Source organism: Kitasatospora sp. NPDC088160, from assembly GCF_044741445.1.
GTDB lineage: Bacteria > Actinomycetota > Actinomycetes > Streptomycetales > Streptomycetaceae > Kitasatospora.
In genome coordinates, this window is sequence record NZ_JBIUSS010000005.1 from 334,626 (window position 1) to 348,793 (window position 14,168).

The following is a 14,168-nucleotide window of genomic DNA, read 5'->3' on the forward strand; positions in this document are numbered from 1 at the left end:
CCCTGACATGGCGAACGGGTGAATGTCCACATACCGGGTATGCAGGCGCCCGGCGGCCGCCGCCGATCCCGGGACGGCGGTTGACCCTGGCGTCCCGGATGGCAGACTGCCTGCATGGCGATTCACCGGAATCTTCTCGACGGCCCCGATCCGACCCTTCTCCCGGAGGACGAGCAGCCCTACCGCATGCTGGCGGAGGAATCGGCCTCACCCACCCAGGTGGCCGCCGACTTCCCGACCTTCTGCCTCGCCTGGGCGATGCTCGCCGACGACGCCTACGCGGCCGGCCGCTACGTCGAGTCCTACGCCTACGCCCGCACCGGCTACCACCGCGGCCTGGACGCGCTGCGCCGCAACGGCTGGAAGGGCCACGGCCCCGTGCCGTGGGAGCACCGCGGCAACCGCGGCTTCCTGCGCTGCCTGGCCGGGCTCGCACGGGCGGCCGGCGCGATCAAGGAGACCGAGGAGGAGGCCCGCTGCTGGCAGTTCCTGAAGGACAGCAGCGCGGAGGCGTACGCGGAGCTGAAGCAGTAGACCCGCACGGCTGCTGAGGCAGCAGACCCACACACGGATGCGCCCCCGGTGAAGTCCACCGGGGGCGCACCCGCGTTCACGCCGTGGCCGGGCTCAGCCCGGCCGCCGGGCTCACTTCAGACGGTTGCCGGCCGAGCGCAGCTGCTGGGCGGCCTCCAGCACACGGGCGGCCATGCCCGCCTCGGCGAGCTTGCCCCAGGTGCGCGGGTCGTAGGTGTTCTTCTTGCCGACCTCGCCGTCGACCTTCAGCACACCGTCGTAGTTGCGGAACATGTGGTCCACGACCGGGCGGGTGAAGGCGTACTGGGTGTCGGTGTCCAGGTTCATCTTCACGACGCCGTTCTCCAGCGCGGTGGCGATCTCCGCCGCGGTCGAGCCGGAACCGCCGTGGAAGACGAAGTCGAACGGGTCGGTCTTGCCGTACTGCTTGCCGATCGCGTCCTGCAGCTCGCGCAGCAGCTCCGGCTTCAGCACGACGTTGCCCGGCTTGTAGACGCCGTGCACGTTGCCGAACGAGGCGGCCAGCAGGTAGCGGCCCTTCTCGCCCAGGCCCAGCGCCTCGGCGGTGCGCACGGCGTCGTTGACGGTGGTGTACAGCTCGTCGTTGATCTCGTGGGTGACGCCGTCCTCCTCGCCGCCGGTCGGGGTGATCTCGACCTCAAGGATGATCTTGGCGGCGGCGGCCTGGGCCAGCAGCTCCTGGGCGATCGCCAGGTTGTCGGCGAGGGTCTCGGCCGAGCCGTCCCACATGTGCGACTGGAACAGCGGGTTCTGGCCCTTGGCCACGCGCTCGGCGGAGACCGCCAGCAGCGGGCGGACGTAGCCGTCCAGCTTGTCCTTCGGGCAGTGGTCGGTGTGCAGCGCGACGGTGATGTCGTACTTGGCGGCGACGATGTGCGCGAACTCGGCCAGCGCCACGGCGCCGGTCACCATGTCCTTGTTGTGCTGGCCGCCCAGGAACTCCGCGCCACCGGTCGAGATCTGGATGATGCCGTCGCTCTCGGCCTCGGCGAAACCACGCAGTGCGGCGTGCAGGGTCTGCGACGAGGTGACGTTGATGGCCGGGTAGGCGAACTTGCCCGCCTTGGCCCGGTCCAGCATCTCGTTGTAGACCTCGGGAGTTGCGATGGGCATGCGATCCGCTCCTGTCGGGTTGCGGCGTACGGACGGTGCTGTCCGACGCTGTGTACGCCTTCGGTACGACTCCGTGCCGGCCGCCGACGCGCGGCGCTGCGGTGTGGCTCTCCGGCACCAAGGTTCGAGCGACCTCCGCGGTACGGCAATGAGGGTGGTGTGCCGCTGCGGACCGGACGCCCGTGCCATCCTCCCAGACTCGTGCCCGCAGGTCAGCAGGAGCCCGCCAGTCGGACCGTCGCCGCCGCCGACGCGGACGGCCCGCTCCTGCGACGTTCGGCGGACACCGGATACACCTGCCGGGCGAAGCCTCCGTACAGGACGGCCCGCTATCCTGCGGCCGTGGACTACAACCAGCTGGCCGTCAACCTGCTCGACGCCAAATCACTGATCTCGTCCCTCGGCGCCATCGGGCTGATCGCGATCATCTTCGCGGAGACCGGCCTGCTGGTCGGCTTCTTCTTCCCGGGTGACTCACTGCTGATCATCGCCGGCGTCGCGGCGTCGAACGCCGCCTCGTCGGTGCTCGGCGACGGCGCCAAGCTGCCGATCGCCGTCCTGCTCGTCGGCGCCCCGGTGGCCGCGGTCGCGGGGGCCCAGCTCGGGCACCTGATCGGGGTCAAGGTCGGGCCGAAGATGTTCGACAAGCCCGAGTCGAAGATCTTCCGCCGCGAGTACGTGATGAAGGCGGAGGAGTACTTCAACAAGTTCGGGCCCGGCAAGGCCGTGGTGCTGGCCCGCTTCATGCCGATCGTCCGGACCTTCCTCAACCCGGTCGCGGGCACCCTGGAGATGCCCGCCCGGACGTTCTTCCTGTGGAACGTCATCGGCGGCGTGCTCTGGACCGAGTCCATGCTGCTGATCGGCTACTTCTTCGGCGACGCGCTCGCCCCGGTGATCGACAAGTACCTGATCCCGGCGGTGCTGCTGATCGTCCTGCTCTCGATCTCGCCGATCCTGATCGAGGTCCTGCGCGAGCGCAAGAAGCGGAAGGCCGGCGGCGCCGTGGAGAACGCCGAGGCCGACGCCGTGCAGAGCGGCGGCCGCCACCGGCGCGGCTGAGCACCGGGGCTTCGCGCACGACACGCGAAGGGGCCGGGTCCCGTCTCACGTTTCACGTGAAACAGGACCCGGCCCCTCGTGCTGTCAGGTCCGGCCGGGCTCAGAGGCCCAGGTCGTCCAGGGTGTAGGCGGTCACGTACGGCAGGCCCTGCGCCTCGACCGCGGCCGCGCCGCCGCGCTCCACGATCACCGCGACGCCGACCACCTCGGCACCCGCCTCGCGCAGCGCCTCGACGGCGGTCAGCACCGAGCCACCGGTGGTGGAGGTGTCCTCGACCGCCAGCACCCGGCGGCCCTTGACCTCCGGGCCCTCGATCCGGCGCTGGAGGCCGTGCGCCTTGCCCGCCTTGCGGACCACGAAGGCGTCCAGCTCACGCCCGCGCGCGGCGGCGGCGTGCAGCATCGCGGCGGCCACCGGGTCGGCGCCCAGGGTCAGACCGCCGACGGCGTCGTACTCCAGGTGCGAGGTCGCGTCCAGCATCACCCGGCCGACCAGCGGGGCGGCCTGGCCGTCCAGCGTGATCCGGCGCAGGTCGACGTAGTAGTCGGCCTCCTTGCCGGAGGAAAGGGTGACCTTGCCGTGTACGACGGCCTTGTCCTTGATCTGTGCCAGCAGGGCGTCGCGGTCGTTGCTCATGAGCGTCCAGTCTAGGCCCTCTCCCGCCGGTCAGCGCCGACGCAAGGCCCTGACCAGCACCACGGCGCCACCCAGCAGCGCGACCCCGCCGCCGATCACCCACGGCACCGCGCTGCGGCCGCCCGAACCCGGCACCACGATCCCGCCGGCCTCGCCGCCCCAGCGGGACGCCGCCCGGGCCCGGGCACTACGGGCCGGCAGCGCCGGGGCGTACCGCCCGCGCGGCGGCGCGTGGTCCACCTCCTCGGCCGACCGGCCGACGATGCTGCGGCGCACCGGGCCGCCGCCCGCCGGCCCCTCCTCGTACTCGAAGAGCGGCTCGGCGGGGAGCTCCTCGGCGACGCCCTCCTCGGGCCCGTCCCCGTCGCCGCCGCCGGTGGGCAGGCCGAAGCGCTCGGCGTCGGCGTCGGAGAAGGCGATCAGGTCGGACAGGTCGTCGTCGAGGTCGTCGCCGGGCTGGTCCTGGTGCTCCTCGATGAACACCACGCCGGCGTCGGTCTCGGTCCCGCCCTCGGCCCCGGCCTCGCCACCGGTCTCCGTGTCGCTCTCGCCGTCGCCGTCGCCGTCGCCGTCGCCGTCGCCGTCGCTCTCGCTCTCCGGCTCGGCGTCCGGGGAGGCGAGCGCGGTGGCGAACCGGTCCAGCAGACGGCGGCCGGCGGCGTCGAGGGTCTCCTCGTCGAACTCGGTGAGCCGGCCGGTGGCGCTCAGGTCGCCGGTGAAGCGGACCACCGCGGTACCGTCCTCGGCGCCGTCCGCGACGCTGACCCGGACGGTGGCGGTCGCCTCGCCGCTGCCACGGGCCTCCTGGCCCTCGGCGAACACGGTCAGCACGCCCTCGCGCCCCTCGATCAGGGACAGCACGCCCCTGTACGTGATGGTGGAGCCGCCGATCCGCAGCTTCAGCCGGCCGCCGATCTCCTCCGCCGGCCCACCGCCGACCGCGGCCGGCTCGGTGCTCAGCCCCGGCACGCTACGGGCCAGCAGAGCCGGATCCTGCAAGGCCTGCCGCACCAACTCGGCGGGCATCGGGACGACAACCTCATGCTCCATGTCAGGGAGCCTACCGACCCAACCCCGCCCGGTCCCCACCCACCGCCACCCGACTTCCCCGGACCACCGGTGTCCAGCCCCGCGCCCCCGGCTCAGCGGGGGCCGAGCAGGGTGAGGGCGGCCGGGGGGTGGGCGGGGCGGAGGGCGGCGAGGCGGGTGGCGGAGCCGCGGAGGCCGTCGGGGGTGAGGGCGCGGGGCGGTGGGGCGTCGGGGGCGAGGGTGAGCGGGGGCCGGGCGGCGGCCGCGAGGAGGAAGGTCTGGGCGGCGCCCGGCGGGTCGGGGCGGCAGCTCGCGGTGGCGCTGCCCTGGACGGAGTACGGGACGGTCTGCAGTCCCGCCGTCCGCAGGCCGGACTCGATCGGCCAGAGGCCGTCCGGGTCGCCGCCGGCCCGGACGGCGACGCGGCCGCCGGGGGAGAGCAGCCGGGTGGCGAGGCCGTAGAACTCCTGGGAGTGGAAGGTGACCGGTCCGCCGTCGGCGGGCGCGGGCAGGTCGGCGAGCACCACGTCGTATGGTCCGTCGGCCGTGGCGGCGCCGCGCAGCCAGGCCATCGGGTCGGCGGCGGTGGCGTGGACGCGGGGGTCGTCGAGGGAGTGGTCGGTGAGGGCGGCGAGCCCGGGGTCGGTGCGGGCGAGCCGGGGGAGCGCGGGGTCGGCGTCGACGAGCCGGACGGAGCGGACGCCGCGGTGCCGGAGCACCTCGCGCAGGGCGAGGCCGTCGCCGCCGCCGAGGAGCAGGACGCGGGCGTCCGGGCCGGCGGCCATCGCCGGGTGGACCAGGGCCTCGTTGCCGCGGTACTCGTCCGGTCCGCAGACGGTGAGGCGGCCGTTCAGGTAGAGCCGGAGCGGGCCTTCGGTGGGGCCGGTGAGCACGATCTCCTGGGAGCGGCTGCGGGCGGCGAAGCGGACCTGCGCACCGTAGAGGGCGTGCCGGGCGGCGCGTTCGATGGCACCGGAGCCGGCGGCGGCCGCGGCGAGCAGGGCGAGGACGAGCGCGCAGCCGCCCCAGAGCAGGAGCCGTATCCGGGGGGCGGGTTCCTCGCGGAAGAGCCAGAGCACGACGGCGGCTCCGGCGACGGCGTTGACGGCGCCGGTGACGAGGGCGCCGTCGCCGGGCCCGAGGCCGGGGAGGATGAGGAAGGGGAAGGCGAGGCCGCCGATCAGCGCGCCCACGTAGTCGGCGGCGAAGAGGTCGGCGGCGGCGCGGCCGGCGTCCTCGCGCCGGATCCGCTGGATGAGGGTCATCAGGAGCGGGATCTCGGCGCCGATGAGGATGCCGATGAGGCAGGTGAGGCCGACCATGGCGGCCTGGTAGCGGCCGATCCAGGCCCAGCAGGAGTAGAGCGCGAGGACGGAGAGGCCGCCGGTGAGCGCGAGGGCGCATTCGACCAGGGCGAAGGCGGTGGCGGGCTGCCGGGTGAGGCGTTTGGCGAGGAGCGAGCCGAGGCCCATCGCGAACACCATGACGGAGAGCACGACGGAGGTTTGGGTGACCGAGTCCCCGAGCAGGTAGTCGCCGAGCGCCACGAGTTCGAGTTCGTAGACGAGTCCGCAGGCCGCGCAGACGAACGCGGCCAGCAGGACGGTGAGGCGGGCCAGCCGGGGGTGGGAGCGCAGCCGGGACCGACGGCGGGCGGGCAGGGGGGCGAGGCTCCGCCCGGGCCGAGGTGGGGCGCCGTCGTCGAGGTCCACTCGCGAGCGGGCGGGTGGACCGGCCGGATGGTTGATCACGAACAAACGCTAGGGGACGTTCGGGACGGATAGCTGCGCCCATTCGACGGACAGTGTGGGACGCCGGATTGACGAATCGTTCCTGCGTACGATTCATAGGCCATGGCGGGATCGGCGACCCTGCTCGGACGGCTGGCGGTCATGCCCCGGACACCACCAGCGAGGAGCGGGTGCAGACCAGCCGGCCCTCCTGCGGGTAGGCGTGCCAGGTCCGCCAGAGCAGCCGGTCGGCGCCGCCCTGGGTGACCAGCGCGGTGAAGGCGCTCGGGTCGCCCGGGAACACCCCGGCCAGGCCGCGCGGGTGGCCCTCGACCAGGGCCAGCAGTTCCTGCGCGCGGGCCGCGAAGTCGTGCGGGGGCAGCGCCTCGATCCGGGCCGCGAACTCGTACTCCCAGCCGCCGACCTGCTTGGCCACCCGGGCCGGCAGCGGGGTGCGGCGGCCGGGCAGGCAGGCGACGGTCTCCAGGCACTCGCCGGGGCCGGCGGCGATCACCACCTGGTGCGAAGCGCCGAGCAGTCGCAGCTGGAGGGTGCCGGACGCGGTGGGGTGGCCGCCTCCGTCGAGTCTCAGGTCGCGGACCGCGAGAGCGGGCAGCGGGTCGCCGCCCAGGCACCAGGCCAGGTCACCGGCGCGGGTGTCCGTGTAGGAGGTCTGCAGTGTGGTGAGCATGCTCGGCTCCGCGTTTCAGCTCCGTGCGCGCCCGCCGAGCAGCACCGAGTAGGCCTAGGCGATGGCGAGGCTGTTCGTGGCTGTGCGGCCCTGGGCGCGGCCGACCGTGGAAGGAGGGATTCCGGCTGGAGATTCAGCAGCAGAGAAGCATGAATACGCCGGGTCCGCCGGTGATTTACCCAACTTTGTCAAGCATTCACCGTTTCGAGCACACCTGCTTCCCGGCTCTGATCGACCCGGTGTGCGACTCTGCACAGCGCGCGCCCCTACGACCGGGTCGTGCGCCGTGCACGCTGGTAGTGCGCCGGGTGCACGCCTCGTGCGCCGCCGCCCTGCACGCACCGGGCGGGCAGGGCGGTCGGAGCATTCCGTCGAGGCCGAAGGAATTGCCTCACAGACATCATTCAATCGTCAACCAGACGTCAACCAACCATGACTGTCAGGCGAGTTGAGAAGAACTGGGCCCACTCGCCGGGCCATCATTGCTCCCCTCACGGCCGGGGGTCGATCGGCGCGAGCACCCCGAGCCGGTCCTCGACCGCCTGGGCCGCCTCCAGGCAGAGGTCCTCCCGGAACGCCCGCCCGACGAGCTGCACCCCGGTCGGCAGCCCGTCGGCCAGGCCGGTGGGCACCGCCACCGCGGGCAGCCCCGCGAAGCTGGTCACCTTGCACAGCCGCATCGCCGTGCGGACCAGCTCCCACCCGGCCGCGTTCCGGGACTCGATGCCCGGTTCGACCGGCGGTTCGGTGAACACCGGTCCGAGCAGCAGCGGGTACTCGTCCAGGAATTCGGCCCAGGAGCGGCGGATGCCCAGCCAGCTCCCCATCAGCTCCATGAGCTCGGCGGCGGTCGCGGGCGGGGTCCGGGCCATCGTCAGCTCGATGTAGCGGTCGCCGCCCGGGCCGAGCAGGGGGCGTACGGCGGGCCACTTGGGTGCGAACTCGGTCATGGTGATCCGGTCGCACACCTCCAGGGCCTCGTCGAGCCGCGGGACGTCCGCCACCTCGCGCACGTCGTACCCGGCGTCCCGCAGCGCCGCCGCCGCGCGTTCGACCGCGGCCCGGACCGTCGGGTGGACGCCGTGGCCGCCCGGATCGGCCACCACCGCGACCTTCACCGGCCCGGGCAGCGGCTCGCCGTAGCGCGGCACGGGCAGGGCGCGCGGGTCGCGCGGATCGGGGCCGGCCAGCACATCGTAGGCCAGCCGGAGGTCGGCGACGCTCCGGGCGAGCGGGCCGTCGGAGACCAGCCACTGGGAGGCCGGCCCCGGGTCCTGCGGCCCGAACGCGCGGTGGTCGGCGGGGAACCGGCCGTTGGACGGGTTCAGCCCGGCGACCCCGCAGAACGCGGCCGGGACGCGGACGGACGCGCCGGAGTCGTTGCCGAGCCCGAGCGCGGCCAGGCCGGTCGCGACGGCCGCGCCGTCGCCGCCGCTGCTCCCGCCCGGGGTGCGGCTGCGGTCCCACGGGTTGGCGGTGTCGCCGTAGAGCTCGCTGCGGGTGTGCATCCCGGCCAGGATCATGGTGGGCATGTTGCTGTGCCCGATCGGCACGGCCCCGGCCGCGCGCAGCCGGGCGACCGGGGGAGCGTCGGCCCGCGCCACCAGGTCGCGGAAGCGCGGCACCCCGAAGGTGGTGGCCACGCCCTCGATGGCGGTGGTCTCCTTCACGGTGAACGGCACGCCCGCCAGCGGGCCGGGGTCCTCGCCCGCGGCCAGGCGCCGGTCGAGTTCCCGGGCCTGCACCCGGGCGCGCTCCGCCAGGACCTGGGTGACGGCGTTCACCTGCGGGTTCACCGCGCTGATCCGCTCCAGGTGGCTGTCGAGCAGTTCGACGGCCGAGACCTCTTTGCCGCGTACCGCCGCCGCCTGCGCGGTGGCCGTCAGTCGCCACAGGGCGTCCTGCATGACGTACTCCCCTCCTCGTTCCGATGCGCTCGTATCGGTACCGTAGCCTGGGAGCCGATACGAGTGCATCGAATAAACCGGAGGCGGAGCCCGTGCCCAGACAGGTGGACCACGACGGCCGGCGTCGGCGGATCGCCGAGGCCGTCTGCCGGCTCGCCGACGAACGAGGCCTGGAAGGGGTGACCCTGCGCGACGTGGCCGACCGCGCGCAGGTGTCGACCGGCGCCGTCCAGCGCTGCTTCCGCACCAAGGACGAGATGCTCCGCTTCGCCCTCGGCTACGTCGGTGAGCGGATCACCGCCCGGGTCCGGGCGTACCCCGCCGACGACCCGGCGCCCTCGCCCGCCGCCCTCCTGGCACACGCGGCCGCCGAGGCGGCGCTGCTCGGCGACGGACAGCGCTCCCAGGCGCGGGTCTGGCTGGCCTTCGTCGCGCAGGCCGCCGTCGACGAGCGGCTGGCGGGCCCGCTGAACGCCGACTACGCGGCCCTGGAGGGCCTGTTCGCCCGGCTGATCGCCGAGGCGTCGCCGGCGGCCGGGCCGGACGCCGCCCGGGAGGCGAAGACGCTGCTGGCCCTTGCCGACGGGCTCACCACGCACGTCCTCGTCGGCCGCCTCACCGCACCCGAGGCCCGGGCGATCCTGAACGCCCACCTGTCCGGCCTCGGGCGGCGGCCGGGCGACGGCTCAGCGGCGCTGGAGCCGTGACACCGCTTCCTCCAGCACGGAGTCCTGCTTGCAGAAGGTGAAGCGGACCAGGCTGCGGCCGGCCTCGGTGTTGTCGTAGAAGACGGCGTTCGGGATGGCGACGACGCCGCAGCGCTCCGGCAGGGCGCGGCAGAACTCGATGCCGTCCTTCTCGCCGAGCGGGGTGATGTCGGTGGTGATGAAGTACGTGCCCTCGGGGGTGAACACCCGGAAGCCGGCCGCGGTGAGCCCGTCGACCAGCAGGTCGCGCTTGCGGAGCAGGTCGGCGCGGAAGCCGTCGAAGTAGCTGTCGGGCAGCCGCAGCGCCTCGGCGACGGCGTACTGGAAGGGGCCGGCGCTGACGTAGGTGAGGTACTGCTTGGCCGTGCGGACGGCCGTGACCAGGGCCGGGTTCGCGGTGACCCAGCCGACCTTCCAGCCGGTGAAGGAGAAGGTCTTGCCGGCGGAGGAGATGGAGACGGTGCGCTCGCGCATGCCGGGCAGGGCGGCGATCGGGTGGTGGGTGGCGCCGAAGACGAGGTGCTCGTAGACCTCGTCGGTGACGACCAGCAGGTCGTGCTCGACGGCGAGGGCGGCGATGGCGGCCAGCTCGTCGGCGGTGAGCACGGTGCCGGTCGGGTTGTGCGGGGTGTTGATCAGCAGCAGGCGGGTGCGCGGGGTGATCAGGGCGCGCAGTTCGTCCAGGTCGGGGCGGAAGTCCGGGGCGCGCAGGGTGAGCGGGCGGCGGGTGGCGCCGGCCATCGCGATGCAGGCGGCGTAGGAGTCGTAGAAGGGTTCGAGGGCGATCACCTCGTCACCCGGCTCCAGCAGGGCGAGCAGGGTGGCGGCGATGGCCTCGGTGGCGCCGGCGGTGACCAGCACCTCGGTGTCCGGGTCGTAGCCGAGTCCGTGGAAGCGCTGCTGGTGCTCGGCGATGGCCTGCCGCAGCTCGGGGATGCCGGGGCCGGGCGGGTACTGGTTGCCGCGCCCGTTCAGCACGGCGTCGGCAGCGGCCCGGGCCACCGAGGCCGGGCCGTCGGTGTCGGGGAAGCCCTGGCCGAGGTTGATCGAGCCGGTGGCCGTGGCCAGGGCGGACATCTCGGCGAAGATGGTCGTCCCCATGCCGGCCAGTCGGCGGTTCAGCAGCGGCCTGTTGCCCATCGGTGGCTCCTCACGCGTCGTCGTCGGCCCCATCCTGGGTCAGCCGGGGGCCGGGGACAAGGACGGCCCGACCACCTGGGGCCAAGTGGTCGGGCCGTGCGCTCGCGGGGCGGGCAGGGTCACGCCTCGTTGGTGCCCTCGGGGGTCTCGCCGTCCTCGCCCTCGATCTCGTTCTGCAGGCCGAGGCGCTCGACGATCCACTGCTCGAAGCCGACGGCGGCCTGGGTCCAGTTGGCGGTGGTGGTGACGAAGTAGTCCAGGTTGACGCCGGTGCCGACGATCATCTGGGCCTCGCCGATCAGGCGGACCACGCCGTCCTCGTGGGTGTGGGTGTAGACCTTGGGCCAGAGGGTCTCGCGGTTCCACTCGTCGATGAGGTCGAGGATCTCGCCCTTCTTCTCCAGCGGGTACGCGCGGTCGTAGAAGGCGCGCACCGCGAAGAGCTCCTTCTGCTCGCCGCGGAACATGTAGTAGACGCGGAAGCCCTCCCAGGGAGCGGTGAGGTCGCCCTCCTCGTCCACGACGTGCTTGAGCTGCATCTGGTCCAGCAGCTGGGCCACCAGGCCCTGGTCCGGGACGATGATCGGCGGCGGGCCGGCCGGCCGCCCCTGGTCGCCGGGCTGGCCGCCGCCCTGGGGTGCGCCGAACGACGGGATGGACGACGGGTCGATGCTCATGGGGTCCTCTTCCTCAGTGCACGTGGTGGCCGGCAATGAGAGGCCGCCCTTTCCACTTCCCATCCTGCCTCATCCGGGGCCTGCCTCACAGGGGCACCCGGCCACGCGTCGATCTTCGTCCGGGGCGCTCCGACGCCCGCCGCGAGCGGTGATGGTGACGGAGCGTGTCCGGTTGGAGGGCCGTCGCTGCCGGGGCTCCGGCGGGGTGCGGCGGGGTGCGGCCGTAGTCGAGTGGGCCGTCAACTGTGCTGTGCGGCAATGGTGTTGCCCGAGCCGTCCGCGCTGTCGTGCGGGCGGCCCGGGCTGGTGGTGCTACTTCTCCAGCGGTCCGCGGCTGCGGACGGTGAGGCGGTCGCCCTCCTCGTCCCGCTCGACCAGGACGGTGTCCCCGTCGTGCACCTGGCCGGACAGGATGGCCCGGGCCAACTGGTCGCCGATCGCGGACTGGACCAGCCGGCGCAGCGGGCGGGCGCCGTACGCCGGGTCGTAGCCGGTGAGGGCCAGCCAGTCGCGGGCGGCCTCGGAGACGTCCAGGGTGAGCCGCCGCTCCCGCAGCCGGTCGCCGAGGCGGGCCACCTGGAGGTCGACGATCCGGCTCAGCTCGGCGGTGCCCAGCGGGTCGAAGACCACGATGTCGTCCAGCCGGTTGAGGAACTCGGGCTTGAACGCGGCCCGGACGGAGTCCAGCACCAGGGCCTTCTTCCGGTCCTCCGGGGTGGCCGGGTCGACCAGGAACTGGGAGCCCAGGTTGGAGGTGAGGATCAGGATCGCGTTGCGGAAGTCCACCGTGCGGCCCTGGCCGTCGGTGAGCCGGCCGTCGTCCAGCACCTGGAGCAGGACGTCGAAGACCTCCGGGTGGGCCTTCTCCACCTCGTCCAGCAGCACCACGCTGTACGGGCGGCGGCGGACCGCCTCGGTGAGCTGGCCGCCCTCCTCGTAGCCGATGTACCCGGGCGGGGCGCCGACCAGGCGGGAGACGGAGTGCTTCTCGCCGTACTCGCTCATGTCGATCCGGACCATGGCCCGCTCGTCGTCGAAGAGGAAGTCGGCCAGGGCCTTGGCGAGTTCGGTCTTGCCGACGCCGGTCGGGCCGAGGAAGAGGAACGAGCCGGTCGGGCGGTCCGGGTCGGCGATGCCGGAACGGGTGCGGCGCACCGCGTCCGAGACCGCCCGCACGGCCTCCGCCTGGCCGATCAGGCGCTGGCCCAACTCCTCCTCCATGCGCAGGAGTTTGGCGCTCTCGCCCTCCAGCAGGCGGCCGGCCGGGATGCCCGTCCAGGAGGCGACCACGTCGGCCACGTCGTCCGGACCGACCTCCTCCTTCACCATCGAGGCGGAGGCGTCCTGGTCGGCCGCCCGCTCCTGGGCTTCGGCGAGCTCCGTCTCGGCGGCCGGGATCTCCGCGTACATCAGCTTCGACGCTCGCTCGAAGTCCCCGTCACGCTGGGCCCGTTCGAGCGCGCCGTGCAGGTCGTCCAGCCGCTCCTTGAGCTCGCCGACCCGGTTGAGGCTCTTCTTCTCCTGCTCCCAGCGCGCGGTCAGGGCGCTCAACTGCTCGTTCTTGTCGGCGAGATCGCGCCGCAGCCGGGCCAGCCGGTCGATCGAGGCGGCGTCCGACTCCTTCTCCAGGGCCAGCTCCTCCATCCTCAACCGGTCGACGGAGCGCTGGAGTTCGTCGATCTCGACCGGGGAGGAGTCGATCTCCATCCGCAGCCGGGAGGCCGCCTCGTCGACCAGGTCGATCGCCTTGTCGGGCAGGAAGCGGGAGGTGATGTAGCGGTTGGACAGGGTGGCCGCGGCGACCAGCGCGGCGTCCGCGATCTGCACCTTGTGGTGCGCCTCGTAGCGGCCCTTGAGGCCGCGCAGGATGGCGATCGAGTCCTCCACGCTGGGCTCGCCGACCAGCACCTGCTGGAAGCGGCGCTCCAGGGCCGGGTCCTTCTCGATCCGCTCGCGGTACTCGTCCAGAGTGGTGGCGCCGACCATCCGCAGCTCGCCGCGGGCCAGCATCGGCTTGAGCATGTTGCCGGCGTCCATCGCGGAGTCGCCGCCGGCGCCCGCGCCGACCATGGTGTGCAGCTCGTCGATGAAGGTGACGACCTGGCCGTTGCTCTGCTTGATGTCGTTCAGGACGGCCTTCAGCCGCTCCTCGAACTCGCCGCGGTACTTGGCGCCCGCGACCATCGCGCTGAGGTCCAGCGCGACCAGCCGCTTGCCGCGCAGCGACTCCGGCACGTCGCCGGCGACGATGCGCTGGGCCAGGCCCTCGACCACCGCGGTCTTGCCGACGCCCGGCTCGCCGATCAGCACCGGGTTGTTCTTGGTCCGGCGGGAGAGTACCTGGACGACCCGGCGGATCTCCTGGTCCCGGCCGATCACCGGGTCGAGCTTGCCGTCCCGGGCGGCCTGGGTCAGGTCGGTGCCGTACTTCTCCAGCGCCTTGTAGGTGCCCTCCGGATCCGGAGAGGTCACCCGGCCGCTGCCGCGCACGTCCTTGAACGCGGCGAGCAGGTCCTTCGCCGTCGCGCCCTGCCGTGCCAGCAGTTCGGCGACCGGCCCGCCCTCGGCGGCCAGGCCGACCATCAGGTGCTCGGTGGAGACGTACTGGTCGTCCAGGTCGTCGGCGCGCTTGCCGGCCTCGGTGAGCACCGCGAGGGTGTCCCGGGAGAGCTGCGGCGCGGCGACCGTCGAGCCCATCGCGCTGGGCAGGGCGGCCAGCTGGCGGCGGGCCTCCGCGTCGATCCGGGTGACGTCCGCCCCGACCGCCTCCAGCAGCGGCCGGGCGATGCCCTCGGGCTGCTCCAGCAGGGCGATCAGGATGTGCACCGGCTTGACGTCCGGGTTCCCGGCCGCGCCCGCCTGCCGGATCGCGGCGGACAGGGCGTCCTGCGTCTTGGTGGTGAACTTGCTGGCGTCCACT

General features: G+C 73.2%; 12 protein-coding genes. 3 read left to right on the forward strand and 9 right to left on the reverse strand.

The window, feature by feature from the left end; genetic code table 11:
* Positions 1 to 114: 114 nt before the first annotated feature.
* Positions 115 to 534, forward strand: coding sequence for a DUF3151 domain-containing protein (locus tag ACIOGZ_RS10290; RefSeq protein WP_350876615.1), 420 nt, complete (start codon positions 115 to 117; stop codon positions 532 to 534).
* 111 nt (positions 535 to 645) lie between these two features.
* Here ACIOGZ_RS10290 and fbaA read toward each other — a convergent pair whose 3' ends face one another.
* Complete coding sequence (gene fbaA / locus ACIOGZ_RS10295) at positions 646 to 1,668, reverse strand: class II fructose-bisphosphate aldolase (protein ID WP_063348525.1); 1,023 nt, start codon at positions 1,666 to 1,668, stop codon at positions 646 to 648.
* Between the two features lie 342 nt (positions 1,669 to 2,010).
* Here fbaA and ACIOGZ_RS10300 point away from each other — a divergent pair, with 342 nt between their 5' ends.
* Entirely contained in the window at positions 2,011 to 2,730 is a 720-nt protein-coding gene (locus ACIOGZ_RS10300) for a VTT domain-containing protein (protein WP_363627881.1), read from the forward strand.
* A gap of 100 nt (positions 2,731 to 2,830) precedes the next feature.
* On the opposite strand, the gene pyrE is transcribed toward ACIOGZ_RS10300, so the two are convergent.
* The 5 genes from pyrE to ACIOGZ_RS10325 form a co-directional block, all read right to left on the reverse strand.
* Positions 2,831 to 3,367 carry an orotate phosphoribosyltransferase gene (gene pyrE, locus ACIOGZ_RS10305; RefSeq protein ID WP_280673778.1) on the reverse strand — a complete coding sequence of 179 codons (537 nt, stop codon included), beginning with the start codon at positions 3,365 to 3,367 and terminating at the stop codon, positions 2,831 to 2,833.
* A gap of 30 nt (positions 3,368 to 3,397) precedes the next feature.
* Positions 3,398 to 4,417, reverse strand: a complete 1,020-nt coding sequence (locus ACIOGZ_RS10310) for an SRPBCC family protein (RefSeq protein ID WP_400985544.1) — start codon at positions 4,415 to 4,417, stop codon at positions 3,398 to 3,400.
* 92 nt (positions 4,418 to 4,509) lie between these two features.
* Positions 4,510 to 6,147 (reverse strand): polyamine aminopropyltransferase, encoded by a 1,638-nt coding sequence (locus ACIOGZ_RS10315; protein WP_363627879.1) that lies wholly within the window; start codon positions 6,145 to 6,147, stop codon positions 4,510 to 4,512.
* Between the two features lie 139 nt (positions 6,148 to 6,286).
* The gene (locus ACIOGZ_RS10320; RefSeq protein WP_363579821.1) at positions 6,287 to 6,817 is read right to left on the reverse strand and encodes a DUF2617 family protein; all 531 of its coding nucleotides are present in this window, start codon (positions 6,815 to 6,817) and stop codon (positions 6,287 to 6,289) included.
* A gap of 491 nt (positions 6,818 to 7,308) precedes the next feature.
* Positions 7,309 to 8,724, reverse strand: a complete 1,416-nt coding sequence (locus ACIOGZ_RS10325; RefSeq protein WP_400985545.1) for an amidase — start codon at positions 8,722 to 8,724, stop codon at positions 7,309 to 7,311.
* Between the two features lie 92 nt (positions 8,725 to 8,816).
* Between ACIOGZ_RS10325 and ACIOGZ_RS10330 the strand changes: the two genes are divergently transcribed.
* Complete coding sequence (locus ACIOGZ_RS10330) at positions 8,817 to 9,431, forward strand: TetR/AcrR family transcriptional regulator (protein ID WP_400985546.1); 615 nt, start codon at positions 8,817 to 8,819, stop codon at positions 9,429 to 9,431.
* Here ACIOGZ_RS10330 and ACIOGZ_RS10335 read toward each other — a convergent pair.
* The 3 genes from ACIOGZ_RS10335 to clpB form a co-directional block, all read right to left on the reverse strand.
* Positions 9,411 to 10,571, reverse strand: coding sequence for a pyridoxal phosphate-dependent aminotransferase (locus ACIOGZ_RS10335; RefSeq protein ID WP_400985547.1), 1,161 nt, complete (start codon positions 10,569 to 10,571; stop codon positions 9,411 to 9,413). The two genes, ACIOGZ_RS10330 and ACIOGZ_RS10335, sit on opposite strands and share 21 nt — an antisense overlap.
* 119 nt (positions 10,572 to 10,690) lie before the next feature.
* Positions 10,691 to 11,248 (reverse strand): YbjN domain-containing protein, encoded by a 558-nt coding sequence (locus ACIOGZ_RS10340; RefSeq protein WP_363627875.1) that lies wholly within the window; start codon positions 11,246 to 11,248, stop codon positions 10,691 to 10,693.
* Between the two features lie 312 nt (positions 11,249 to 11,560).
* The gene (gene clpB / locus ACIOGZ_RS10345; protein WP_400985549.1) at positions 11,561 to 14,167 is read right to left on the reverse strand and encodes an ATP-dependent chaperone ClpB; all 2,607 of its coding nucleotides are present in this window, start codon (positions 14,165 to 14,167) and stop codon (positions 11,561 to 11,563) included.
* Position 14,168 lies beyond the last annotated feature (1 nt).